We start from the raw sequence: 23047 nt of genomic DNA, 5'->3' as shown, positions 1-23047 counted from the left end.
GGGTCCGGGCCCCTCGACCTGAGGGGCCCGGCTCACCCGGCGCCGGACGGCCCGTGGCCGCCGCTCAGCCCCGCTCCCCGGACTCCCCTCCGGCGAGGGCGCCGGGAAGCCTCTCCAGCAGGCTCTTGAGATCGTCGGCGTGCTCCTCCTCCTGGGCGAGCAGGTCCTCGAAGACGCGCCTGGTGGTCACGTCGTCGTTGCCCAGCCAGTTGACGATCTCGGTGTAGGAGGCGATCGCGATCCGCTCGGCGACCAGGTCCTCCTTGACCATCTCGATCAGGTCGAGGCTGTCGTCGTACTCGGCGTGCGAGCGCGCGGCCAGCGTCTCGGGATTGAAGTCCGGCTCGCCCCCGAGCTGGACGATGCGCTGGGCGAGACGGTCGGCGTGCTCCTGCTCCTCGGCGGCGTGCTCCAGGAACTCCGCGGCCACCACCCCGGCGTGGATGCCCGAAGCTGTGTAATAGTGCCGCTTGTAACGGAGCACGCAGACCAGCTCGGTCGCCAGGGCCTCGTTGCACACCTGGATCACCCGGGGCAGGTCCGCGCCGTAGGCCGACGTGATGGGACCCTTGTCGATCTCCTGGCGCGCCCGCGCCCGAAGCTCCTTGATATCTGTGAGGAATTCAGCCATGGACCTGCACTACCCAGAATCAGCCTCTTATCCAGTGTCATCGGCCACAGTCAGAGGCCTTTTGTTCGTGGCCCCGCTTCCGGGGTAGCGGGCCGTCCGAGATGGGAACAGCGACGAAGGTCCCGCAGACGCGGACCATGAACGGCGAAGAGCTCTCCGCCGACCACGCGTGGACGACCCTGCGCAAATACGGCCGCTGGCACCTGGTCCGCGACTCCGTCGCCAGGTTCAGGTACGGCGAGGGCCTGACCAACGCCAGGGCCCTGGCCTTCCAGATCTGCCTGTCGATCATCCCCGGCGCCATCGCGCTGGTCGGGCTGAGCTCGGTGATCAACCAGGAGCATCTCGGCGAGGTGCTGGAGCTGATCCTGAGCCGGCTCGCGCCGGGGGCGGGGGTGGACGCGGTCAAGTCCGTGCTCGCCGACAGCCACCGGCAGGCGGGCCGCACCGGGGGCGCCCTCGCGCTCTGGCTCGGCCTCGCCACCGCCCTGTTCTCGCTGACCAGCGCCATGGCCCAGGTGGAGCGGGGGGCGAACCGCATCTACGGCGTCGAGCGGGACCGGCCGTTCCACCGCAAGTACGCCAGGGCCCTGCTGATGGCCCTGACGGCCGGGGCCTTCATGACCGCCGGTTTCGTGGTGATGGTCGGCGGCGGCGCCATCAGCAGGGCCCTCGCGCAGGTCTACGACTGGAACGACGGGGCCACGGAGGCGTTCAACCTGGTGCGCTGGCCGCTCGGTTTCCTCCTCGCGCTGCTGTCGACCTCGGTTCTGTTCCGCGCCGCGCCGCGCAGGAGGCAGCCCGGTCACACGTGGCTGGCGTTCGGCGCCCTGGTCTCGCTCGCCCTGTGGACGATCTTCACCCTCCTGCTGGCCTTCTACACCGAGAGCAGCGGCACCTTCGGCGCGACGTACGGCCCGCTCACGGCCGTCATGGCGCTGCTGCTGTGGTCGTTCCTCAGCTCGGTCGCCCTCTTCCTGGGGCTGGCGTTCGCCGCGCAGCTGGAGGCCGTCCGCGCGGGCCGGGCCGGGCCCGCCCACCCCGACCCGGGCCCCACGGCCGAGGAGGAACGGGAACCCCTGGTCGGAGCGGCGGGCGCGGCGACCATCGCGGTCGCCAGAACGGTCGTGGAGTCCCTGCGCAAGCGCCGTCCCCGGACCCGGCGCCCCAACCGGCCGGGAAAGGGCGGAAGCGGCGGAAACAGCGGAAAGCGGTAGGAACGCCGCAGGGCGTGCGGGGACGCACCCCGCCGCGCTCCGGCCTGCCGTCAGGCCACGGTCCGGCCAGCGACAAAGCGAGCGAGAAGTGACAGCGCGACCCAGGACCCATTCGTCGCGATAGTCAACTCATCAACCCGAAGTTCCCAGAACCATAGTGAGATATATTCATGTGCGGTGACCCGAGGGGGTGGAAGGGTGTCGGCACAGGAGCGCAGGCTCGCGGCCATCGCGGCGGCGTCGGCCGACGCGTTCCGTCGCGGTGACTACCACCAGGTGCGGGCCGAGGACGTCGCGGAGCGGGTGCGGCTGCCCCGGGGCGCCGAGAGCGGCAGGGGCCGCAGCGCCGTCTGGCTGTACAACGAGGTCAGGAGCCGCCGCGTGCTGGTGGCCCTCGCCGTCAAGCACGCCTTCGACGAGTTCACCTCCGGCGACGGCGCGCCGGAGCCGCCGCGCTCCCTGCTCGACGCGCAGCGCCTGGTCACGGCCGCGCTGCGCAGGGTAGCGCGCTTCCATCAGGTGGAGCGTTTCATGCTCGCCCAGGTGCGCCTGGGCATCGGCGACATCTCCACCTCGGAGAAGCGCCCGTCGGCCGGGCAGGTCCAGCCGGTGTGGGAGGTGACGGAGGTCTACGGCGCCACGGCCGCCACGGGCTGGGAGGGCCGCGTCACCGCGTACGCGCCATATCTGGAGCCCAGGCTGGAGCTCGCCGCGCTGACCGCCGGGGTCCCGCCCGCGGGGTGGGCCGCCGCGAGCGCCGGGCGCCTGTCGGAGCTGGCCTTCCGGTCGATGGCCGACGACCCCGAGGGACCGGCGGACCGCCAGGCCGCCGCGCTGTGCGCGCACTGGCTCGCCCGTGACCTCTTCCCGCTGGCCGGGGAGTGGGCCGAGCGGCTGCACGCCGCCGAACGGACCGCCGAGTTCACCGGGCGGCCGGGCTCCGGCGGCCAGGCCAGGATCCGCGCCCTGGAGGTGGTCCTGCAGGTCCTGCTCGACAGCAGCCCGCTGCTGGCGCGGGCGGCGGAGGTCGGCGGGGAGCTGGCGGACCTGCTGGCGGCCGAGCCTCACGACCCGCGGGCCCTGTGCGACGTGACCAGCAGGCAGGGCCTCGCCCTGTTGCGCCTGGGCGACCTGGCGGGCGCGAGGTCCTGTTTCGAACGGTCGCTGCGGGCCGCGGGCGAGTTCTCCGGGTCCGGGGACGTGACGTCGTCGCCCGCCACCCGGGCGCGGCACAACCTCGCCGAGGTGCTGGTTGAGGCCGGTCGTCCCGCCGAGGGCCTGCGCGAGCTGCGGAAGGTGAGCGAGCAGCGGGCCAAGGACGTCCCCGCCACCGGGGTCGCCCCGGCGTGGCGGCGGTTCACGCTCACCCGGCAGGCGATGGCCAGGGCCGCCTCCCGGGCGGGCCGGATCGTCACCGGCGTGACCGTGGCCGAGGCGACGGTGGCCGACCGCGAGCAGCGCCTCGGTCCCGACAACGTCAACACCGCCTCGGCCAGGGTCACCCTCGCCGAGGCGCTGCTCGCGGCGGGCCAGCCCGCGCAGGCGCGCCACCACCTGACCGAGGCGCTCCGGCTGCGGACGCAGCACCTGCCGCCGGAGGGCTACTGGCCCCAGTACGACGCGGTGCGCCTGGCGGAGACCGAGCTTGCCTCGGGGTTCCCCGCGCAGGCGGTGCGGCTGCTCACCGGGGTCACCGTCACCACGGAGTGGTTCGCGCGGCAGGTGTCGCCCCGGCTGGGCGCCGAGGCGGCGCTGGTCCGCGCCATGGCGCTCACCGCGTCCGGCGAGCCCGCCCAGGCGCTCGACGCCCTGCGGGAACTGCCTCCCGAGCGGCCGGTGCTGCGTGCCCAGGCCGGCGCGCTGCTGGCCCTCGGCGACGCGGCGGGCGCGGCGCGGGTGCTCGCCTCCCTCGCGAAGGACGAGCGCGGCATGGACGACGACTTCCCCGGCCAGGCGGAGCGGCTGCTGCTGACCGCCCGCGCCGCGTACGCCCTCGGGCGGGAGGAGGAGGCGGAGGCCGCGAGCGCGGCGCTCCTCGCCATGGGCGAGGACTCCCTGGACGCCTCGCACCCGCTCGTCCTCGCCGGGCGGCTGGACCTCGCGCTGTGCCGGATGGGCTCGGGCGCGGTGGAGGAGGTGGCGCCGCTGCTCGCGCCACTGCTCGACCGCCGCCCGCTGGCCCACGGCCGCCCCCCGCTGAGCGACGGGCACCCGCTGCTGGCCGCGGCGCGGTCCGTGGCCACCCGGGTGGGCGAGCCGCCGTCGAGCACCCCGGAGGACCGCCTCTGGGAGGACGACTGACCTCCCTCGCCCACACCTGACCGCCCTGACCACGACGAACCGCCCTGGTCCGCACAGGCTCTAGTCACCACGGACCGCCCTGACCACGACGAACCGCCCTGGTCCGCACAGGCTCTAGTCACCACGGACCGCCCTGACCACGACGAACCGTTCTGACCACGACCGGCCCCCTGACTACGACCGGCCGCCCTCGCCGCGACGGGTCGCACCCCGCGACCTGGCCTGATCCCCCACCACCGGATCCCCTCGCCCGAACTGTCCGCTCCCGAGCCGTCCCGGAGGCGCCTCCCGAATCCCTTGGAACGGTCCCGGGCGCGTCGTCTCAGGAGGCGCCCGGCCTCCCGCCGAGGTGGGTGAGCGTGCTGGCCAGGTCGCGCGCCGCCTTCGGCCGGAGCGGGTCGTCGTCGGGGGTGGCCTCCAGGAACAGGCCGAAGTGTCCCGCCGCCCGCTCCAGGTCGGCGGCGCTGCCGTTGGCGAGCCCCCTGCTCCGCAGGAGCCCGCCCAGGGCGAACGTCGCCTGGTAGGTGGCCGGGTCGCCCTCCGGCATGTGGGGCAGCACGCTCTCGAGCAGGGCGACGGCCTCGCCGAGGTCCGCGGGCTCCGCGCCCGGACCGGTGACGCGCATGGCCAGCGCCGTGCCCAGCCGGTAGCGGAGGTAGAGGGCCGACGCCCCGTCGTCGCACTCGCGCAGGGCCGCCTTCAGCCTGTCGACCGCCAGGTCCAGGTCGTACGGCACGCCACGGTCGGCGTGGCGGCTCAGCAGCAGCTCGGCGAGTGCCTCGTGGTCGGCGGCGCTGAACCAGGCGGTCTCCTCGCGGAGGTCGTCCGCCTCGGAGAGCATGGTGATGGCGACGTCGCGGTCGGCGGGGTCGCCGAGGTCCTCCCACCGGATCTCGTGCACCCGTCCCACCAGGGCGAAGGACCACTGGTCGCAGTCGTGGGCGAGGAGCCAGCCCGCGTGTTCGGCCGCCTCGTCGAGATCCTCCCGGTGTGTGGTGCCCGGGATGTCCTCGTCCGTGCACCGGCGCAGGATCGCCTGGGTGAGAGCCTGGCGCCACCCGGCCTCGCGACGGGTGCCGGACACGTCCACCCGCAGGGCACGCAGCCGCGTGACCTCATCCCCAGCCATGCCGGATCTCCCTTCCGAGCCTGTATGAAACTATATAAATAGAATCCTCTCATCCTTGTGGTCGGTAAAGAACCGGCTGGGCGAAGGAAACCGGCCGGACCACCGCCGATCATCGTTCTGGTGGCCGTGCCCGGCGCGGGACCGCGACGGCCGTGGTCAGGGGGCGACGGCGGGCGCGCGGCGAGGCCGGCGCGGAAACGACAGGCGAAAGGGTGCGCGGAGGCGGCTCGCGAAAACGACGAGCAGAAGAGCAAGCGGAGACGACATGCGGAAACGACACACAAAAGGGTAAGCGGAAACGACAGGCGGAGGCGGCGAGCGGAGGCGGTCAGCTGACCGGAGGCGTCAGTGCCGCGTCGATCAGCTCCTGCAGGCGCAGGCCACGGGCCGCGTCCAGCTCGCCCGGGTGGCCCGACCGTACGGCGGCGGCGAACTCGGCGCGCAGGACGGGCCAGCACTCCTCGTGGTCGATCCCGGAGGTGTCGAAGACGAGCTCCCCCTCCGGTCCGAGCAGCTCGATCCGGGTGCGCGCCCGGGGCAGCCGGACGCTGCCCGACAGGGACGCCTGGCTGACGGCGCCGTTCTCGTGCTCGCAGGTCAGCTCCACCCAGCGGCGCGGGTCGCCCGTCGCCCTGACGGCGGTGATGGGACCGATCGCGGCGTCCAGCAGGTCCAGCAGGTGCGGGCCGAGGTCGAGCAGGGCCCCCTGTTCGAGGCGCCAGCCGGTGGCGAACTCCCCGCCGAGGAAGGCGCCGTGCAGGTAGCACGAGCGGGCGCCGGTCGTCTCCAGCAGCGCCGCGCGGCGCAGGAAGTCGCGGGTGGCGGGGTGGTAGCGCTTGGTCAGCACCATCTGCGAGACGACGCCGGCCTCGGCGACGGCCTCCGCCACCGCGCGCGCCGACGCGAGGTCGGGCCCCAGCGGCTTCTCCAGCAGCACCGCCTTCCCCGCCCCGGCCGCGCGCACGGCGAGCTCCGCCTGCACGGCGGGGGGTACGGCGAACGCGACGGCCTCGCACCGGTCGAACAGCTCCTCCGGCGTGCCGGCGACGACCGCGCCGTACGGCTCGGCGATCTCCTGGGCGGCGGGGGCGCGGCGGGCCCAGACGGCGGTGAGGCGGGTCTCCGGGCCCGCGGCCAGCATCCGGGCGTGCATGGCGCGGGCCCACGGTCCCGCGCCGATCAGGCCGACCTCGACGGGGGCGGTGGTGTTCACGAGTCGGCTCCGGCGGGTGAGCGGTGGTGCGGGCGGGCCGGTGCCGCGAGACGGGCGTCGGCCTGGTCGGGGGCGTACAGGTGCTCCACCACCATCGCGGTGGCCCCGGCGAGCGCGGCGCGGTCGCCGAGCCGGGAGGTGACGACCTGCAGGTTGCGCGTGGCCCGGGGCAGGGCGCGCTGGTAGAGCAGCTCGCGTACCCCGGTGACGAAGTGGGTCTCCGCCAGGTCTCCGGCGATCATCAGCACGCCGGGGTTGAGCAGGGTGACGACGGTGACGAGCACCTCCCCGCAGCGGCGTCCGGCCTCGCGGGCCAGGCGCCCCGCGTCGGGGGAGCCCGCGTCGAGGTGGGCGCGGACGTCCGCGCCCGACTGGGCGGGCACGCCGAGGGCGGCGAGCTGCCCGGCCAGGGCGCGCCCGCTGGCGACGGCGGCCAGGCAGCCGTACGAGCCGCACATGCAGCGGGCCTCCGCCTGGTCGTGCAGGCGGATGTGGCCGAGGTCGCCTGCGCCGCCGTCGATGCCGCGGAAGACCTTGCCGTCGACGACGACGCCCGCGCCGATGCCGGTGGAGACCTTGACCAGGACGAACGCGGAGCAGTCGGCGAACGCGTGGCGCTGCTCGCCCAGCCCCATCAGGTTGGCGTCGTTGTCGACGAGGACCGGGACGGCGGCGTCCACCCCCGCGTGCCGGGCGAGCGAGCCCTGCGTCCGCTCCGGAACCGGGTAGCCGTCCCAGCCCGGCATGATCGGCGGCCGTACGACCCGTCCCAGGGAGGAGTCGACGGGGCCCGGGAGCGACAGGCCCACCCCGCAGACCGCCTCTGGAGCGGTCCCGGCCGCGGCCAGCAGGTCGGCGAACCACAGGGCGAGCCGGTCGAGGACGAGCTCGGGGCCGTCCTCGATCGGCAGGGCGCCGGTGTGCTCGGCGAGGACGCCGCCCGCCAGGTCCATCACCGCGGCGCGGGCGTGGGTGACGTCCAGGTCGGCGGCGAGGACGACGGCGTGCCGGGTGTCGAACTCCAGCAGGTTGGAGGGACGCCCCCCGGTCGACTGCCCGCCGGGGACGGCGCGCAGCCACCCGGCGTCGAAGAGCTGGTCGAGCCGCTGGCCGACGGTGGAGCGTGACAGGCCGGTGACGCGCTGGAGCTCGCCCCGGGTGCGCGCCTGCCCGGTGCGGATCAGTTCCAGGAGGTGGCCTGCGGTGCTCCAGGGCGTTGCCATCCGGTGTGTCTCTCCTCGGTCCTAGCTCTTGTCCGCGCCGCTGGTGAGGCCCTCGGTGAGGAGTCTCTCGGCGGCGTAGAAAAGAACTACCACGGGAATCGTGAGGACCACCGACCCCGCCATGAGAACCGTCTTGGGGACCTCGATGCCGTTGGCGAGTTGCTGCAGGCCCAGCGAGACCGTCCACTGGTCGGGGGCGGCGGCGAGGAAGAGCAGCGCGAAGAGGAACTCGTTCCAGGCGATCATGAAGACGTACAGGCCGGTCGCCATGAGGGAGGGCGCGGCCAGGGGCAGCACGATCCGGCGCAGGATCTGCGCCCGCGAGCAGCCGTCGAGCGCCGCGGCCTCCTCGACGCTCTTGGGGATGGTGACGAAGTAGTTCTTCAGCATGTAGATGGAGACGGGCACGGTCTGCGCGATGTAGACGACGACGAGGCCGGTCAGGCTGCCCTGCAGTCCGATCTTGGCGAACATCACGAACAGCGGGACCGCCAGCAGGGTGGACGGGAAGAGGTAGACGGCGAGGAACACCGCGCTGACCTGGCGCCCGCCCATGAACCTGAGGCGGCTCACCGCGTAGGCGCCGGGCACCGAGGCGAGCAGGGTGAGCGCCACGGTGGCGAGGGCGACGAGCGCGGAGTTGCCGAGCATCCTCAGGAAGCCCTGGCCGCCGTCGTCGACCGACCGCAGGACGTCGCGGTACGTGTCGAACGTGAGCTCCGAGAGCGTCACCCACAGCCGGCCGGGGTCGAGCAGCAGCTGGTCGATGGGCTTCACCGACAGCAGCAGCATGTAGTAGAAGGGGAAGAGCGTGATGACCGCGAGGAAGGCGATCACGACCCACCGCACGACGGCGAAGGTCCTCTCCTCGGCCTGTGCGCGGCTCATGACGCCTCCTCCTGGACCCTCTTGGCGAAGAACTTGAAGTAGACGCCGAGCAGCACGGCGAGGACGGCCGCCAGGACCAGGGCCTGCGCGGCCGCCGCCCCGACGTCGTAGCGGGCGGTGAGGAAGTCGTAGACCCGCACGGCGACGACGTCGGTGCCCGAGCCGCCCCCGGTGAGCAGATAGACGTCGTCGAACTTGTTGAACGTCATGATGAAGCGCAGCACCGACAGCAGTGCGATCACCGGCATCAGCTGGGGCAGCAGGATGTGGCGGAAGCGCTGGGTGAGCGTGGCGCCGTCCACCGTGGCGGCCTCCTCGATCCCGGCGGGCACGGCCTGCAGCCGGGCGAGCAGGAACAGGAAGGCGAACGGGAAGTAGCGCCAGATCTCGAAGGCGATGACGGTGAGCAGGGCGAGCGGCAGCTCCACCTGCCAGCCGAACAGGGAGATCTCGTGGGAGCGGGTCGCGAGGAAGGCGATCGGCTTGTCCCAGCCGAGCAGCCGGGTGCCCAGCTCGTTCACGATGCCGAACTGCGGGCTGAGGGCGATCTCCCAGACGAACGTGACGGCCACCACGGGCGCGACGTAGGGCAGCAGCATCGACCCGCGCAGCAGGGCCCGGCCGCGGAAGGGGCGGCGCAGGGCGAGGGCGGCGACCAGCCCCAGGGCGATCGACCCGGCGGTGCTGCCCGCGGTGTAGACCAGGGTGGTCCACAGCGAGCTCCAGAAGCCGGGCGAGGTGAAGACCTCGCCGAAGTTCTCCCAGGTCCAGTTGGACAGCAGGCCCATGCCCTGGATGTCGATCAGCCGCGCCCTCTGGAAGGCGAGCAGCACGGTCCAGGCGATGGGCAGGACGACGACGACCAGGACCACGAGCACGGTGGGCGACACGAAGGCCAGCCCGGTCCTGTTCTCGCGCTGGGCCAGGGTGGGGGTCCCGTCCCGCCGGACCTCGGGGTCCGGGCTCGTCTCGGGGGGACGGCGCCGCTCGGCGCCCTGTGTGGTGCTCATGTGCCGCTCGTCGTGGTGCGCGTCGTGGCGCTCGTCGTGGTGCCGCTCATCGTGGTGCTCATCGTGGGTTCCTCGGGGGGACGGGGCCGCGGGGGCTCACTGGAGGGACTTCTGCAGGGCCGTGACTTCCTCGTCGGCCTCCATGGCGGCCTCTTCCGGGGATATCTGGCCGGAGGTCATGGCGCCGACCGCCTTCGGGATGGGAAGCTCGCCGAGCGTCGCGCCGACCAGCGCGCCCTGCCCCTCGGTGAGGCCCCAGCGCCGCATGTCGCTCACGCCGGAGGCGAGCCGGTCGAGGAACTCGGCGGAGAAGACGGACTTCATCGGCTTCTTGGTGTCGACGCCGACGTCGCTGGCGCGCCAGGCGTCAAGGTATCCGCCGGGGTCCTCCGCCGTGCCCTCGCGAACCGGGATCTTGCCCTCGGGGGCCATCCCGAACCAGCCCTCGTACCCGGTGCCCATCATGTACTGGACGAACTTCTCCGAGGCCGCGGTCTCGGCGGTGCGGGTGACCACCCAGGAGGAGATCTCGCCGAACTGGGCGGGCTCGGCGGCGCCGGGCCCCTTCAGCGCCGTGACGATCCCGCTGTTGTCCGAGAGGAAGGCGGGGTTCTGGGCGCACTGCTCGCAGCTGGGCAGCGCGTCGGCGCGCAGCCCGGCCAGCTCGTCCAGCAGGAAGGTGGACCAGACGATCATCGCGGAGCGGCCGGCGAAGTAGGTGGCGCGGGTGGAGTCCACGCTCTGCGTGCCCGGGGCGCCGTAGTCGGCGGCGAGCCGGTGGTAGGTGGCGAACGCCTGCCTGCACTGGGGGCTGTCGAGGCCGACGTCGCCGCCGGGGCCGACGAGGTTGCAGCCGTTGGCGAGCGCGAGGTCCTCGAAGCTCTGCTGGGTGAAGACGTCGCTCGGGTCGGTGGCGAGTGACATGCCGCTGACGCCGCCGCCGTTCAGGGTCTGCGCGGCCCGCAGCATGGCGTCGTAGGAGTCGGGGGCGGCGAGCCCCGCCTTGGCGAACAGGTCCTTGCGGTAGACGAGGATCTGCATCCAGGCGTCGCTGGGCACGCTGAGGCGGGTCGTCTTGTCACCGGTCAGCGTGAGCGCGTTGCGGTTGAAGGTGCCCGCGCCGAGCGCCTCGACGATCCTGCCCGCGGCGGCGGTGTCGAGCAGGCCGTTGGTGTACATCTGCCAGACGGGGGCGAGCGGTACGGCGCCGAGGACGTCGGGGAGGGTGCCCGCGGCGGCCGCGGACATGATCAGCTGCGGCAGCTGGCCCTCGTCGATCCCGACCAGGTCCACCTGGACGCCGCTCTCCTTCTCGAAGGCCGCGACGACCTGCTTGGTCGCCTCCATCCGGGGGGTGAGGTTCTCCAGGCTCCAGACCGTGATCCTGTTGTCCGGAGCGCTCCCACCCCGCGTGCCGCAACCGGACGTCAGCCCGACTCCCAGCGCGACGGCCACAGCGGCCGCCAGTGTCCTCGACCTTCGAGACCGCCTGCGCATAGATCTTCCTCACTGCCGCCGTGTTTCGTACGTGTTGCATCAGAGCACCACTTTTGCTTATTGACAAGACCTAAGTTTGGGCTATCTTCGACACAAGCCAACGCTATTTGCCCAACCGCTACACAAAAAAGATCTTCCGGAGCTCCTGTGGAACGTGTCGTCCAGTTCACCGGCCCCCGCCAGGTGGAGATCGCCACCGGCGAGTCACTCCCCCTGCCACCCGGCCACCTGCGCGTCCGAACCCTGTACTCCGGCATCTCCGCGGGCACCGAGCTCACCGCCTACCGGGGGACCAACCCCTATCTGACCCGCACCTGGGACCCCGAGGCCAGGATCTTCCGCGACGCCGGGCCCGGCATCTCCTACCCCGTGGCGGGCTGGGGATACTCCGAGGTCGGTGAGATCGTCGAGGTCTCCCCCGAACTCGCGGGCACCCCCGGGCTGCCCCGGCCCGGCGAGCTGGTGTGGGGCATCTGGGGACACCGCGGCGAGGGCCTCGTCCCCGCCGAGCGGATGATCGGCCACGCGCTCCCCGAGGGGCTCGCCCCGCTCGCGGGCGCCTTCGCCAGGGTCGGGGCCATCGCGTACAACGCCGTCCTCGCCGCCGACATCCACCTCGGCGAGGACGTCGCCGTGTTCGGCCAGGGGGTGATCGGCCTGCTCACCACCCGCCTGGCGGAGCTGAGCGGCGCCCGCGTCACCGCCGTCGACGCGCTCGACTCCCGGCTCGCCAAGGCGGTGGAGTACGGCGCCGCCCGCACCCTGAACGCGCGCGCCGACGCCGTCGCGGAACGGATCCGCGAGGCCACCGGCGGGCTCGGCGCCGACGTCGCCATCGAGATCAGCGGCGCCCACCCGGCCCTGCACGAGGCCATCCGCTCGGTCACCGTGGGCGGGCGCGTCGTCGCCTCCGGCTTCTACCAGGGCGACGGCGTGGGGCTGCGGCTCGGCGACGAGTTCCACCACAACCGCGTGCAGCTCGTCTCCTCCCAGATCGGCGGGCTCCCGCCGCAGCTCGCCGGGCGCTGGAGCGTGGAACGCCTCCAGCGGACCTTCCTGCGGCTCGTCGCCGACGGCCACGTCGACGTGAAGTCCCTGGTGAGCCACGTCATACCGGTCGCCGACGCGGCCGAGGCATACGTCCTCCTGGATGAGCGTCCCGCCGACGCCCTCCAGGTCGTCCTGGAGTTCTGAGAGGCTGACGAACGATGCTCAAGATCGCCTGCCAGGAGCAGCTGCTCCCCGGCGAGACGCTCCAGGAGAAGTGGGAGTTCGCGCAGGACGCCGGTTACGACGCCGTCGAGCTACGCGCCAGGGGTGCCTTCCACTTCCGCGACCGGCTGCCCGAGCTGCGCGAGGCGCGGGCCGACGGCGTCGTCATGCCGACCGTGTGCGTGGACATGCTCCACTTCTTCGGCGCCTTCGACGACGACCTGCGCCGCGACGCCATCGAGCAGCTGAAGTCGCAGCTGTCGGTCATCGGCGAGCTCGGCGGGCTCGGCGCCCAGACCCCCGCCTCGTACGGCATGTTCTCGCGGAGGCTGCCCCCGTTCGAGCCGCCGCGAAGTGAGGAGCGGGACCGCGAGGTACTGCTGGAGGGGCTCGTCGAGCTGGGCGAGCACGCCCGCTCCGAGGGCGTCACGCTCTTCCTCGAACCGCTCAACCGCTACGAGGACCACATGGTCAACCGGCTGGAGCAGGCCGCGAGCCTGATCCGCGCCGTCGGCCTCGACTCGGTCCGCATCGGCGTCGACAGCTACCACATGAACATCGAGGAGACCGACCCGGCGGCCGCCGTCCTCGCCGCCGCGTCCCTGGTCGGCCACGCGCAGGTCAGCGACTCCAACCGCATGCAGCCCGGCGCGGGCCACCTCGACTGGCCCGCCTGGCTGGGCGCCCTGGACGCCATCGGCTACGACGGCTACCTGGCGGTCGAGTGCAGGCTCACCGGGGACCCGGTCCAGGCCGTGCGCTCGATCCCGTCCTTCCTGCGACGCGCCTCCTTCCCGCACCGGCCGTCGCCCTCGCCCTCGTCCTCGCTTTCGTCCTCGCCATTGCCTTCGTCCTCGCCTTCGCCTTCGCGGCAACCATCGCCTTCGCGGCAACCGTCGTCCTCACACCAGCCGTCGCCTACGCACCAGCCACCGTCCTCGCATCGGCCATCGCCCTCACACCAGCCGTCGTCCTCGCACCGGCCGTCCTTCCCGCACCGGCCGGCCGGATGACCGCCGTCCTCGAAGCGGCCACCGCCCCCGGCACCGGCCGCCGGACCCGCCTGCGCCGGGCCGCCGCGCACGTCCTGCTCGGCAACTGGACCGGCGCATCGACGGTTCCCTCCCGCGCCCTGTACCCGCACCAGTGGAGCTGGGACTCGGCCTTCGTCGCCATCGGGCTGCGTCATCTCGCCCCGCGCCGGGCCCAGCGCGAGCTGGAGACGCTGCTGGGCGCGCAGTGGGGCGACGGCCGGATCCCGCACATCATCTTCAACCCGTCCGTACCGCTCGGGGCCTACTTCCCCAGCCCCGACTTCTGGCGCTCCTCCGGCACGGACCGGGAGAGGGGCGCGCCCTCCACCGTCGAGACCTCGGGAATCGTCCAGCCGCCCGTCCAGGCGCTGGCCGCCTGGCTGGTGCACCTCGCCGACCCCGCCGAATCGCGGCGCCGGGGCTTCCTGCCGCGCGTCTACCCCCGGCTCGCCGCCTGGCACCGCTACCTGGCCACCTCCAGGGACCTGGGCGGCGGCGGGCTGGCCGCGGTGGTGCACCCGTGGGAGCCGGGGCTGGACAACAGCCCGAGCTGGGACGCGGCCCTGGCCAGGGTCGAGCCCGCGCCACGTGACTCCTTCCGGCGGGCCGACCTCGACCACGGCTCCCCCGCCGACCGGCCCACCGACCTGGACTACGCGCGGTACGTGCGCCTGGCCGCGACCTACCGCGACCACGGCTACGACGACGCGCGCACCCCGCACGCCTTCGCCGTCGAGGACCCCTGCTTCAACGCCCTGCTCATCGCCTCCGAGCACGCGCTCGCCGCGATCGCCCGGGGGGTCGGCGCGGACGAGGAGACGCACCGGCGGCGGGCCGAGGCCGCGACCGGCGCCCTGCTCGACCGGCTGTGGGACCCGGCCGCCGGGATCTTCCTCCCCCGCGACCTCGTGACGGACGAGCGCGTCCCGGGGTACGGCGTGTCGGGGCTCGCCCCGCTGATCGTCCCCGGCCTGCCGGAGGAGGTCGCGGCGGCCCTGGTGCGGACGGCCCGCGGGCCGCGTTTCCGCCTGGGCGAGGTCCAGCTCGTGCCCAGCTACGACCTCACGGCGGCGGAGTTCGACGGCAACCGCTACTGGCGCGGTCCCAGCTGGTTCAACACGGCCTGGCTGGTCCACCGCGGCCTCGTGCGGCACGGCGAGACCGGGGCGGCCGGCCGGCTGCGCGCGCAGGTCCTGGACGCGGCCCACCGCACGGGGTTCGCCGAGTACGTGGAGCCGTACACCGGGGAGGGCCGCGGCATCCGGCGCTTCAGCTGGACCGCCGCCCTCGCCCTGGACCTGCTCGACGCCCCCGGCGACGACAGGTCCGAGGACACGTACGGGAACGGCGGGTCCGGGGGCACATCGCAGGACACGTACGGGAACGACGCGCCCGGCGCCACGTCCGAGGAGAAGCTGTTCGGCGGTGCGCCCGAGAACGGCCCGTCCGAGGAGGACCTGTTCCGCGCACCCGAGAACGGCTCGTCCGAGGACGACCTGTCCGGCGGCGCTTCCCGCAGCGTCCCCGAGGGCGTCCGTGAAAACGTTCGTGAAGACGCTCGTGAAAACGTTCGTGAAAGCGTCTCCGAGGACGTCCCCGAGAGCGTCCGTGAGGGCGCGCCCGGGGGCGGATCCGGCGAGGAGGAGGGCTCCGCGCGATGAGCGCAGGCCGCCTGCTCGTCAACAGCGGCACCTTCGCCGCCGTGACCGCGCACGGGGACGTCCACGGCACCCGGGGCCCCGCGACGGACGGGCTGTTCGTCAGGGACGCCCGGCACCTGAGCCGGTGGCTGCTGACCGCGGGCGGCGCGGCGCCGGTCCCGCTGACCCTGCTGACCTCCTCCGGCGACGGCTGCGTGCTCACCCCGGCGGGCACCCGCGACCGCCCTCCCGCCTACACCGTCTTCCGGCGGCAGGCGGTGGCCGAGGGCGCCCTCACCGAACACGTCCGGCTGGTGAGCAACAGCGGCGAGCCGACCGTCGTGGAGCTCGAACTCCACGTGGACGCCGACTTCGCGGACCAGTTCGAGCTGCGCGCCGACCACCGCTCGTACGGGAAACCCGGCGCGCGGCGCACCGCGCACGACACGCCGGACGGGGTCGCCTTCCACTACCGGCGCGGTGGGACCTGGTCCTCGCGGACCACCGTCACCGCCGCGCCGCCGCCGCACCGGACACGCCCCGCCGAGGGCGACGGCGGTGACGATACCGCCCGCGTGCTGACCTGGCGGTTCACGCTGCCCGCCCACGGCACGGCCGACCTGCGGCTCACCGTCCTGGCCGTCCCGCACGGCACGGGGGAACCGTCCCAGCCCGGTTCCCCCGACACCGTGCGGAAACGGCTGGAGGCCGACACCGGGGAGTTCACCGGCGCGCGTCCCCGTCCCGGCGACCTCACCTCCTGGGAGGAGCTGGCCCGCGCCTGCGAGCAGGGGCTGGCCGACCTGGCGCGGCTGCGCGTCCCCGTCTCGGGTCCCGGCGGCGAGGCGCTGCGGGTGCCCGCGGCCGGGGTGCCCTGGTTCCTCGGCCTGTTCGGCCGCGACTCCCTGCTCACCTCGCTCTTCGCGTTGCCGTACCGGCCCGCCCTGGCCGCCGACACCCTGCTCGCCCTCGCCGCCGTCCAGGGGACGCGGAACGATCCGGCCCGCCTGGAACAGCCGGGCAGGATCGTGCACGAGGTGCGGCACGGCGAGCTCGCGCACTTCCGGCAGGTCCCCTACGGCCGCTACTACGGGAGCGTCGACGCCACCCCGCTCTTCCTGGTGCTGCTGGAGGCCCACGCCGCGGCCACCGGCGACCCGGGACTGGCCGGGCGCCTCGAACCTCAGGCGCGCGCGGCGGTGGAGTGGATGTTCCGCGACGGCGGCCTCGGCGGGAACGGATACCTCCGCTACACCTCGGACGCCGCGGGCGGCGGCCTGGTCAACCAGAACTGGAAGGACTCCGCCGACGCCGTCCGCTTCTCCGACGGCGCGCGGGCCGAGGGCGCCCTGGCGGTCTGCGAGGTCCAGGGGTACGCGTACGACGCCCTGGTCCGCACGGCCCGGCTCGCCCGCACGGTGTGGGGGGACTCGCGCTGGGCCGGTCGGCTGGAGGAGGCCGCCGCGGACCTGCGCGCCCGCTTCCGCCGCGACTTCTGGATGCCCGAGCACGCCTTCCCCGCGCTCGCCCTCGACGGGGAGGACCGGCGGGTCGACACGCTCGCCTCGGACGCCGGGCACCTGCTGTGGTCCGGCATCCTCGCCCCGGAGGAGGAGCTGGCGGTGGGCCGGCGGCTGCTGCGGCCGGACTTCTTCTCCGGCTTCGGCATCCGCACGCTCGCCTCGGGCCAGGTCCCCTACCACCCGCTCTCCTACCACCTGGGCAGCATCTGGCCGCACGACAACGCCGTCATCGTGCTCGGCCTGGCGCGCTCCGGGCTCGCCGAACAGGCCTTGACCGTCGCCCGCGGCCTGGTACGGGCGGCGGCCGGGCACGGCTGGCGGCTGCCGGAGGTCATGGCCGGGTACGGGCGCGACGAGCATCCGGACCCGGTGCCCTACCCGCACTCGTCCTCCCCCCAGGCGTGGGCGGCGGCGACACCGCTCGCCCTCCTCACCGCCCTGCGCGAGTCCGGCGGCGCCTCCCACGGCGTACCTCTGTGAAGGCGGAACCCGGCCGAGGGCCGGGCGCGACCGGGTGTGTCAGTCCCAGGCCACCGGGAGCGTGAGAGGACCCCTGATGGCGTGCCCTGACTTGCGGGGAACGTCCTCGACCGGGACGGCCAGGCGCAACGTCGGCAGCTCGCGGGTGAGCAGCGCGATCGCCGTCGTCATCTCCACGTGGGCCAGGTGGCGGCCGATGCAGTGGTGGATGCCGTGGCCGAAGGCCAGGTGCCTGTTCGGGGTCCGGCCGAAGTCCATCCGGTGCGGGTCGGCGAAGACCCTCGGATCGAAGTTGGCGGCGTCCTGTGAGGGGACGACCACGTCGCCGGCCCGGAGGGCCTCCCCGCCGGGCAGGGTCAGGTCGTGCGTCACCCGGCGCGGCATGCCGTCGGCGCCGGAGATCGAGCACATCCGCTCCAGCTCGGAAACGGCGCCGGGTATCGCCTCGGGGTGGTCGACGAGATGGCGGTACGCGGTTTCGTGCTCCCCGTACGGGTGGGTGAGCAGAACCTGGACGTGGGTGCCGATGGAGCTCGCCGTGGTCTCCCAGCCACCGACCAGCAGCGCGATCGGCAGCTTGACCAGCCTGTCGAACGGCAGCCCGGCTCCGCCGACGGCGATCCGCGACAGCAGGTCGTCGGCCGGGACCCGCCGGCGTTGTTCGAGGAGACCGGCCAGGTAGCCGCCCATCGCCTGCTCGGAGGCGATCGCGTCGTCCCTGCTGAGGGCGCTGGTGGCCAGGAACGCCTCGCTCAGGCGCTGGAACCGCCGCCGGTCCGCCTCCGGCAGGCCCAGCACGTCCGCGATGACGTCCAGGGCGAACGGCAACGAGAACGCCTCGATCAGGTCCACCGGGTCGCCCCGCTCGCGCATCGCGGCCAGGGTGTCCGCGGCCCGGGCCTCGACCCGGCCGCGCGTGCCCTCCACCGCCTGCCGGGTGAACCGGTCCCTGACGAGCTTGGCCAGGGCGCGGTGATCGCCTCCGTCCACGCCCAGGAGGGTGCCTTCCAGCCCGACCACGTAGTCGACGTCGAGAGCCGCCTCCCGGGAGAACCGTTCGTCCCGCATCACGGCCATCACGTCGGTGTGGCGGGTGACGAGCTTGGCCCGGACGCCGTTCATCAGGATGACCTCGGCGACGCCTGTGCCGGTTTCCCTGATGGCGTGATAGCGCGGATCGATCCACAGCGCCGGCCGATTCGTCCCGTCGGCTCCCCGCTCCAGGGGGTGGTGGATCGGGTGGGCGGGGAAGGGCGGGGGATCGGCTGTGGAGGTCATGGGTGACGGGTCCTTTCGGGAGGGGGCACTGGGACCCGATACGAAGGATGGACAGGCTCGAGAGACGAGATCCGTGACCTCAACCTAAATCGCGTCACGGGCCGCTCACCGACGCCTGACCGGAACCGGAACCCGCACCCCGAACGGCGTCCTGACAGGCCGATCACCGACACCCGGTCGGAACGGGATCACACACCGTGAACACATCCACCTCACCCTCAACCTGCCCGGCGCCCGTCCGGAACCGGGTCGCGCATCACGAACACGTCCACCTCGCCCTCGACCTCGACCTGAACGGCGCCCCAACAGGTCGCTCATAGAGGCGAGGCCCGGTACGCGGCGCTCACAACCACGACGCGAACCCGTGAACATTTCTGTCAATCACAAAAATTTTCCATCCGGGGCACGCGGAAAACATCGAAGCACGGCCGACGCACCCACCCGAGATCTCCACAGTGGGGGAAGAAGGCGTATTCCCAGGCCACCGGCCACACTCCGAAAGGTTTCGGATATGCTGCCGGGCATGCCAGGTAAGCCCCGGGTGACGATCGCCCGCATCGCCGAGGAGGCGGGCGTCTCCGCCCCCACGGTCTCCAAGGTGATCAACGGCAGGTCCGAGGTGTCGCCGGAGACCCGCAGGCGGGTCGAGCGGCTCCTCCGCGAGCACGGTTACATCCGGCGCGCGACCGGCTCCGACGGCCCGGCGGGCCTGATCGACCTGATCTTCGCCGAGCTGGAGAGCCCGTGGGCGATGGAGCTCGTCCGCGGGGCGGAGAAGGCGGCCGCGGAGGCCGAGGCGAGCATCGTGATCTCCGTCCTGCACACCCACGAGGGTCCCGGCCGCGACTGGCTCGACCGGCTCGCCGCCCGCCGCACCGACGGTGTGATCATCGTCGGCTCCCGGCTCTCGGCCCAGCGGTACGACCGGCTCAACTCCCGCTCGATCCCCTTCGTGGTCGTCGACCCCGAGGGCGAGCCGGCCCCGGGCGTGGCGTCGGTGGGCGCGACCAACTGGCAGGGCGGCCTGACCGCCACCCGGCATCTCCTGGAGCTCGGCCACCGCAGGATCGGCATGATCGGCGGTCCGCCCGACGTGCTGTGCAGCCGCGCCCGCATAGACGGCTACCGGGCCGCGCTGGAGACGGCCGGGGTCGAGGTCGATCCCGCGCTGATCCTGCACGGCGACTTCCTCGTCGGCTCCGGCCACGACCACGGCCACACCCTGCTCTCCCTGCCCGACCGGCCCACGGCCATCTTCGCCGGCAGCGACCTGCAGGCCTTCGGCGTCTTCGAGGTCGCCAGGCAGCGCGGGCTGCGCGTCCCCGACGACCTGAGCGTCGTCGGCTTCGACGACCTGCCCCTGTCCAGGTCCGCCTGGCCACCGCTCACCACGGTCCGCCAGCCCCTGGAGGAGATGGCCTTCCTCGCCACCCGGATGGCCCTGGGCATCTCCCGCGGCGAGTCCCCCGAGCCCCGCCGGGTCGAACTCTCCACCGACCTCGTCGTCCGCGAGAGCTCCGCTCCCCCGGCGAGCTGACGCGCCGGTCAGGAGAACGAGCCTCCATCGAGACCGAAACTCCTCAAGACCTGACCTTCCACGCCTGCGCCGACCGCCGACCGCCGACAGGCTGGAAAGGACTCACCGGTAGGTGACAACGGAAAATTACTTCGCTCATCCCGCCGAGATGCCGCCGCGTGACTTCAGAATGGTTTCATGTGGGATCGAATGATCTGGCGTTTGTTGATCGCGGTCGGCATGGCCGCGTTCACGGGAGTCATCGCGTACGCGCTGTTGACGATACCTTTCGATACGGCTCTAAGGTATGCCGACATGGTGGCGAGCGTGATTGGCGCGACGGTCGGACTGAGTGCGTTCCTGGTCGCCGAGTCGCGTCATCGTCGCAAGGCCCGTGTCGACTCCGCGGCTTCCCCACCCCCTGCCTCTCTCATTCAGGAGAACCGGCCGGAAAACGGCACCGTGTACGCGGTGCAGCACGGTTCACTGAACATTCACGGGCCGCTGCCCTCCAAGAGGAAATCTCTCGATGATCAGACCGGTCCATGAGTGGCGAGCAGGACGAGAGTGCCGGCCCGTACCACCAGATCAACGAAGGGAACCAGGTCAACGCCGTCCAGCACGGCGTGTTGAATCTGTATCAGTGGAAACCGGCCTACCATATCGAGATGTTCACGTCGGCCCCCACCGAGATGACACGGAAGCAGGTGAGAAGACGCCCTTCCGCGCTCCTGCTGGCAAGGCACGAAGTCGTCAGGTTCACCGGGCGGGTGGAGGAGCTCGCGCGGCTGGCGCAATGGCGTGACGACCCTGACGAGGGTGGCATCTCCGTTCTCCTGCTCCACGGATCCGGCGGGCAGGGCAAGACACGACTGGCCGCCGAATTCGCTCGAATGTCCGCCGAGCGGGAATGGGCCGTCTGGCGTGCCTCCGCACATCCCATGGAGTTCACCGAACAGCGTCCCGTCTCCGCTCCGGAGTCGAACGAGACGGGAACCCTCCTCCTGGCGGACTACGCGGAACGCTGGCCGCAGGGCGCGCTTCATGACCTGCTCGGCGATCCTTTGCTGAGACGTCGCGGGCGAACACGTGTCCTCCTCGTCGCGAGACCCGCCGGCGACTGGTGGCTCGATGTCAAAGCATGGCTGGACGACCAGTCGATCTCGGCCGATCGAATGAGCCTGGAGCATCTGAGCGCGAACGACGATCAGGACAACCGCAATACGTTGTTCGAAAGGGCCAGGGACGAGTACGCACAACGGCTGGGGTTGCCGGCGGCGGACGCCGCGACGATCGATGCCCCAGGCCAGCTCGCGGAGGACGAGTACGGCCTGGTGCTGAGAATTCACATGGCGGCGCTCGCGCTCGTCGACGCGAGGAAAAGGGGAGTCGCCGCTCCCGCCGACCGCGTTCGGATCTCCGAGTATCTGATCTCGCGCGAGCGCAGACACTGGCAGGACGTGCTGGCCGCCAACCCCGCCTGGTCGTCGAACGTCACGCCGACGATCCTGGGCCGTGCGGTCTACACGGCCATCCTGGCGGGTCCTCTGCCCCACAAGGTCGCCCACGCGGCGTTGAACGGGGCCGACGTCACATCCGTGGAGCACGTGCTCTCCGCCCATCAGCGCTGCTATCCCTCCGAGGGGGATCTCACGCTGGAGCCGATCTACCCTGACCTGCTGGCCGAGGACTTCGTCGCGCTGACGACCGTCGGCCACAAGTTCGATCATGCCCCCGACCCCTGGACGACGCACGCCCTGACGCGATTGCTGAGCACGGGGGACGAGGCGCAGGCGAAACCCGTGCTGGTGAGCCGGGCGATGACGGTCCTGATCGAGGCCGCCAACCGCTGGGAGCATCTCGCGGCCCGCCATCTGTGCCCGATCCTTCAAGCAGATCCCCGGATCGCACTTCACATAGACAATGCGGCATTGATTCGACTCACCCAGATCCCGGCCCTGGATATCGCGACACTGAAGGCGATCATCCCGGTTCTGACCCACCAGGAAGGCGCCCTCGTCTACCGCGCCGTAGGTATTGCCGCTATCGTCCGGCGCTACATGACGTTGAAGGAAACCCACGAAATGGGTGACGCCCAACGGGCGGAAAACTTGAGCTGGGTCGCAAGGTGGTTGCACGCCGCCGCACTTCACGAGGACGCACTCGGCTTCGAGCAGGTGGCCGTCGCCCTGTACGAGAGGCTGCTGCGCGACGCGTTCGAATCGGGTGACTTTCGCGCCCAGGCAAGACACGCGGAAGACCTGGCGTGGGCCCATGTCGGTTTTGGTATTGCTTTGGACCTGACCGGCAGGCATGGCAAGGCCCTCGCATCCACAATCGAGGGGATACACGTGCACTGCCTTCTGATGCGTGCCCGTGACCTGGACGTCGTGAATTCGATAGCGGCGTATCTCGAGACCCTGTCCGAAAGGCTCGGCATGGTCCTTGAGTCGGCATCGATGAGAAAAATTCCTGGGTCGGCGTTGGACGAGGTGTTCGACAAGGGGCAGCTGGAACTGAGCCTGGGCCGGATGCTGGCGAATCTGGCGGCGCGACGGATATTGATGCCCTCACAGCGTCTGGCCTGGGCCAAAATCGCGGTCGAGGTGAATCGCGAGTGGTCGGAAGGCCTCCTGATCAACGGCAACCTTGAGCTGGCCGGAGCACTGCACAATCTGGCGAGGGCCAGAGAAGATACGGGAGATCTCGCGGGAGCGATCGATTCCGTGAGGGAGGCGGTGGAGATCCGGCGCGGTCAGTCGAAGGAGGTGCCGGGAGACTACGACGCGGAGCTGGCAAACGTGCTGCACGGGCTCGGCCGACTCCTGTGGAAGGGACGAGAGCTCGCTCCGGGGAACGCGACCGAGGCCATCGAATGCCTGACCGAGGCCGCCAGGTTGTGCACGGCTCTGGCCGCCGCCAATCATCAGGGCTTTTCTCCCCGCCTGCAGCGGATCAGGGCCGAACTGGACACCATCCACGCCGCGGTGAAAAACGCGGCCCCTGGCTGACGGCATGGACGCCAGACCGATTCGGCGAGTCCAGGACATTCGAAAGACGACGTAATGCAAGGGTGTTGGGATCTGCCAGGCTTCCCCAACGGCCGGCCACGCCGATCTCGCCGATCTGGATCATGTCGGTCCCGGGTCCAGGCCTTCGTCCCCATCGGGAGGCGACCGCCCCTCCTGGGGTCGTCGTGCGCGACCGGCACCGGAGGGCCCGTGGCCGCTCCCACTTCACACCGAATTACGACAC

General features: G+C 72.0%; 17 protein-coding genes. 9 read left to right on the top strand and 8 right to left on the bottom strand.

Annotated features, from left to right (window positions below; genetic code table 11):
• Window positions 1-64 precede the first annotated feature (64 nt).
• Window positions 65-631 carry a ferritin-like domain-containing protein gene (locus tag ABT053_RS24845; protein ID WP_350971743.1) on the bottom strand — a complete coding sequence of 189 codons (567 nt, stop codon included), beginning with the start codon at window positions 629-631 and terminating at the stop codon, window positions 65-67.
• A 137-nt stretch (window positions 632-768) separates the two neighbouring features.
• On the opposite strand from ABT053_RS24845, the gene ABT053_RS24840 reads away from it, so the two are divergent.
• Window positions 769-1848 (top strand): YihY/virulence factor BrkB family protein, encoded by a 1080-nt coding sequence (locus ABT053_RS24840; protein WP_350971742.1) that lies wholly within the window; start codon window positions 769-771, stop codon window positions 1846-1848.
• A gap of 198 nt (window positions 1849-2046) precedes the next feature.
• Window positions 2047-4149 carry a tetratricopeptide repeat protein gene (locus ABT053_RS24835; protein ID WP_350971741.1) on the top strand — a complete coding sequence of 701 codons (2103 nt, stop codon included), beginning with the start codon at window positions 2047-2049 and terminating at the stop codon, window positions 4147-4149.
• 322 nt (window positions 4150-4471) lie between these two features.
• Here ABT053_RS24835 and ABT053_RS24830 read toward each other — a convergent pair whose 3' ends face one another.
• From ABT053_RS24830 to ABT053_RS24805, 6 genes are all read right to left on the bottom strand, one after another.
• Window positions 4472-5278 carry a hypothetical protein gene (locus tag ABT053_RS24830; protein ID WP_350971740.1) on the bottom strand — a complete coding sequence of 269 codons (807 nt, stop codon included), beginning with the start codon at window positions 5276-5278 and terminating at the stop codon, window positions 4472-4474.
• Window positions 5279-5606: 328 nt separating this feature from the next.
• Window positions 5607-6491, bottom strand: coding sequence for a Gfo/Idh/MocA family protein (locus ABT053_RS24825; RefSeq protein ID WP_350971738.1), 885 nt, complete (start codon window positions 6489-6491; stop codon window positions 5607-5609).
• Window positions 6488-7714, bottom strand: a complete 1227-nt coding sequence (locus ABT053_RS24820; protein WP_350971736.1) for an ROK family transcriptional regulator — start codon at window positions 7712-7714, stop codon at window positions 6488-6490. Before ABT053_RS24820 ends, ABT053_RS24825 begins: the two co-directional genes overlap by 4 nt.
• A 21-nt stretch (window positions 7715-7735) precedes the next feature.
• Complete coding sequence (locus tag ABT053_RS24815; RefSeq protein WP_350971734.1) at window positions 7736-8602, bottom strand: carbohydrate ABC transporter permease; 867 nt, start codon at window positions 8600-8602, stop codon at window positions 7736-7738.
• The gene (locus tag ABT053_RS24810) at window positions 8599-9612 is read right to left on the bottom strand and encodes a carbohydrate ABC transporter permease (RefSeq protein WP_350971732.1); all 1014 of its coding nucleotides are present in this window, start codon (window positions 9610-9612) and stop codon (window positions 8599-8601) included. Before ABT053_RS24810 ends, ABT053_RS24815 begins: the two co-directional genes overlap by 4 nt.
• 96 nt (window positions 9613-9708) lie before the next feature.
• Window positions 9709-11109, bottom strand: coding sequence for an ABC transporter substrate-binding protein (locus ABT053_RS24805; RefSeq protein WP_350971730.1), 1401 nt, complete (start codon window positions 11107-11109; stop codon window positions 9709-9711).
• A gap of 147 nt (window positions 11110-11256) precedes the next feature.
• On the opposite strand from ABT053_RS24805, the gene ABT053_RS24800 reads away from it, so the two are divergent.
• The 4 genes from ABT053_RS24800 to ABT053_RS24785 are packed head-to-tail and all read left to right on the top strand — an operon-like array spanning window position 11257 to window position 16998.
• On the top strand, window positions 11257-12303 hold the full coding sequence (locus ABT053_RS24800; RefSeq protein ID WP_350971728.1) for a zinc-dependent alcohol dehydrogenase: 1047 nt from the start codon (window positions 11257-11259) through the stop codon (window positions 12301-12303).
• 14 nt (window positions 12304-12317) lie between these two features.
• The gene (locus ABT053_RS24795; protein WP_350971726.1) at window positions 12318-13334 is read left to right on the top strand and encodes a TIM barrel protein; all 1017 of its coding nucleotides are present in this window, start codon (window positions 12318-12320) and stop codon (window positions 13332-13334) included.
• Window positions 13331-15016: an MGH1-like glycoside hydrolase domain-containing protein gene (locus tag ABT053_RS24790; RefSeq protein ID WP_350971725.1), complete on the top strand. Its 1686-nt coding sequence runs from the start codon at window positions 13331-13333 to the stop codon at window positions 15014-15016. The genes ABT053_RS24795 and ABT053_RS24790 overlap by 4 nt, the downstream gene beginning before the upstream one ends.
• Window positions 15013-16998 carry an amylo-alpha-1,6-glucosidase gene (locus ABT053_RS24785; protein WP_350971724.1) on the top strand — a complete coding sequence of 662 codons (1986 nt, stop codon included), beginning with the start codon at window positions 15013-15015 and terminating at the stop codon, window positions 16996-16998. The genes ABT053_RS24790 and ABT053_RS24785 overlap by 4 nt, the downstream gene beginning before the upstream one ends.
• A 39-nt stretch (window positions 16999-17037) precedes the next feature.
• Here the strand turns inward: ABT053_RS24785 and ABT053_RS24780 are convergent, their stop codons facing one another.
• Window positions 17038-18276: a cytochrome P450 gene (locus tag ABT053_RS24780; protein ID WP_350971723.1), complete on the bottom strand. Its 1239-nt coding sequence runs from the start codon at window positions 18274-18276 to the stop codon at window positions 17038-17040.
• A 523-nt stretch (window positions 18277-18799) separates the two neighbouring features.
• Between ABT053_RS24780 and ABT053_RS24775 the strand changes: the two genes are divergently transcribed.
• From ABT053_RS24775 to ABT053_RS24765, 3 genes are all read left to right on the top strand, one after another.
• Window positions 18800-19813 carry a LacI family DNA-binding transcriptional regulator gene (locus ABT053_RS24775; RefSeq protein WP_350971721.1) on the top strand — a complete coding sequence of 338 codons (1014 nt, stop codon included), beginning with the start codon at window positions 18800-18802 and terminating at the stop codon, window positions 19811-19813.
• Window positions 19814-20014: 201 nt separating this feature from the next.
• The gene (locus ABT053_RS24770; RefSeq protein ID WP_350971719.1) at window positions 20015-20341 is read left to right on the top strand and encodes a hypothetical protein; all 327 of its coding nucleotides are present in this window, start codon (window positions 20015-20017) and stop codon (window positions 20339-20341) included.
• Entirely contained in the window at window positions 20338-22803 is a 2466-nt protein-coding gene (locus ABT053_RS24765) for an ATP-binding protein (RefSeq protein WP_350971718.1), read from the top strand. Before ABT053_RS24770 ends, ABT053_RS24765 begins: the two co-directional genes overlap by 4 nt.
• Window positions 22804-23047 lie beyond the last annotated feature (244 nt).

This window comes from Streptosporangium sp. NPDC002524, from assembly GCF_040295985.1.
Taxonomy (GTDB): Bacteria; Actinomycetota; Actinomycetes; order Streptosporangiales; family Streptosporangiaceae; genus Streptosporangium.
Note: the sequence above shows the minus strand (reverse complement) of the source record. Positions and strands in the feature narration are given on the sequence as shown.

Bases quoted from the DNA above. Each gene is read 5' to 3' on its own strand.
- ABT053_RS24845 (WP_350971743.1), bottom strand. From the start codon at position 631: ATGGCTGAATTCCTCACAGATATCAAGGAGCTTCGGGCGCGGGCGCGC.
- ABT053_RS24840 (WP_350971742.1), top strand. From the start codon at position 769: ATGAACGGCGAAGAGCTCTCCGCCGACCACGCGTGGACGACCCTGCGC.
- ABT053_RS24830 (WP_350971740.1), bottom strand. From the start codon at position 5,278: ATGGCTGGGGATGAGGTCACGCGGCTGCGTGCCCTGCGGGTGGACGTG.
- ABT053_RS24820 (WP_350971736.1), bottom strand. From the start codon at position 7,714: ATGGCAACGCCCTGGAGCACCGCAGGCCACCTCCTGGAACTGATCCGC.
- ABT053_RS24815 (WP_350971734.1), bottom strand. From the start codon at position 8,602: ATGAGCCGCGCACAGGCCGAGGAGAGGACCTTCGCCGTCGTGCGGTGG.
- ABT053_RS24810 (WP_350971732.1), bottom strand. From the start codon at position 9,612: ATGAGCACCACACAGGGCGCCGAGCGGCGCCGTCCCCCCGAGACGAGC.
- ABT053_RS24805 (WP_350971730.1), bottom strand. From the start codon at position 11,109: ATGCGCAGGCGGTCTCGAAGGTCGAGGACACTGGCGGCCGCTGTGGCC.
- ABT053_RS24795 (WP_350971726.1), top strand. From the start codon at position 12,318: ATGCTCAAGATCGCCTGCCAGGAGCAGCTGCTCCCCGGCGAGACGCTC.
- ABT053_RS24790 (WP_350971725.1), top strand. From the start codon at position 13,331: ATGACCGCCGTCCTCGAAGCGGCCACCGCCCCCGGCACCGGCCGCCGG.
- ABT053_RS24785 (WP_350971724.1), top strand. From the start codon at position 15,013: ATGAGCGCAGGCCGCCTGCTCGTCAACAGCGGCACCTTCGCCGCCGTG.
- ABT053_RS24780 (WP_350971723.1), bottom strand. From the start codon at position 18,276: ATGACCTCCACAGCCGATCCCCCGCCCTTCCCCGCCCACCCGATCCAC.
- ABT053_RS24775 (WP_350971721.1), top strand. From the start codon at position 18,800: ATGCCAGGTAAGCCCCGGGTGACGATCGCCCGCATCGCCGAGGAGGCG.
- ABT053_RS24765 (WP_350971718.1), top strand. From the start codon at position 20,338: ATGAGTGGCGAGCAGGACGAGAGTGCCGGCCCGTACCACCAGATCAAC.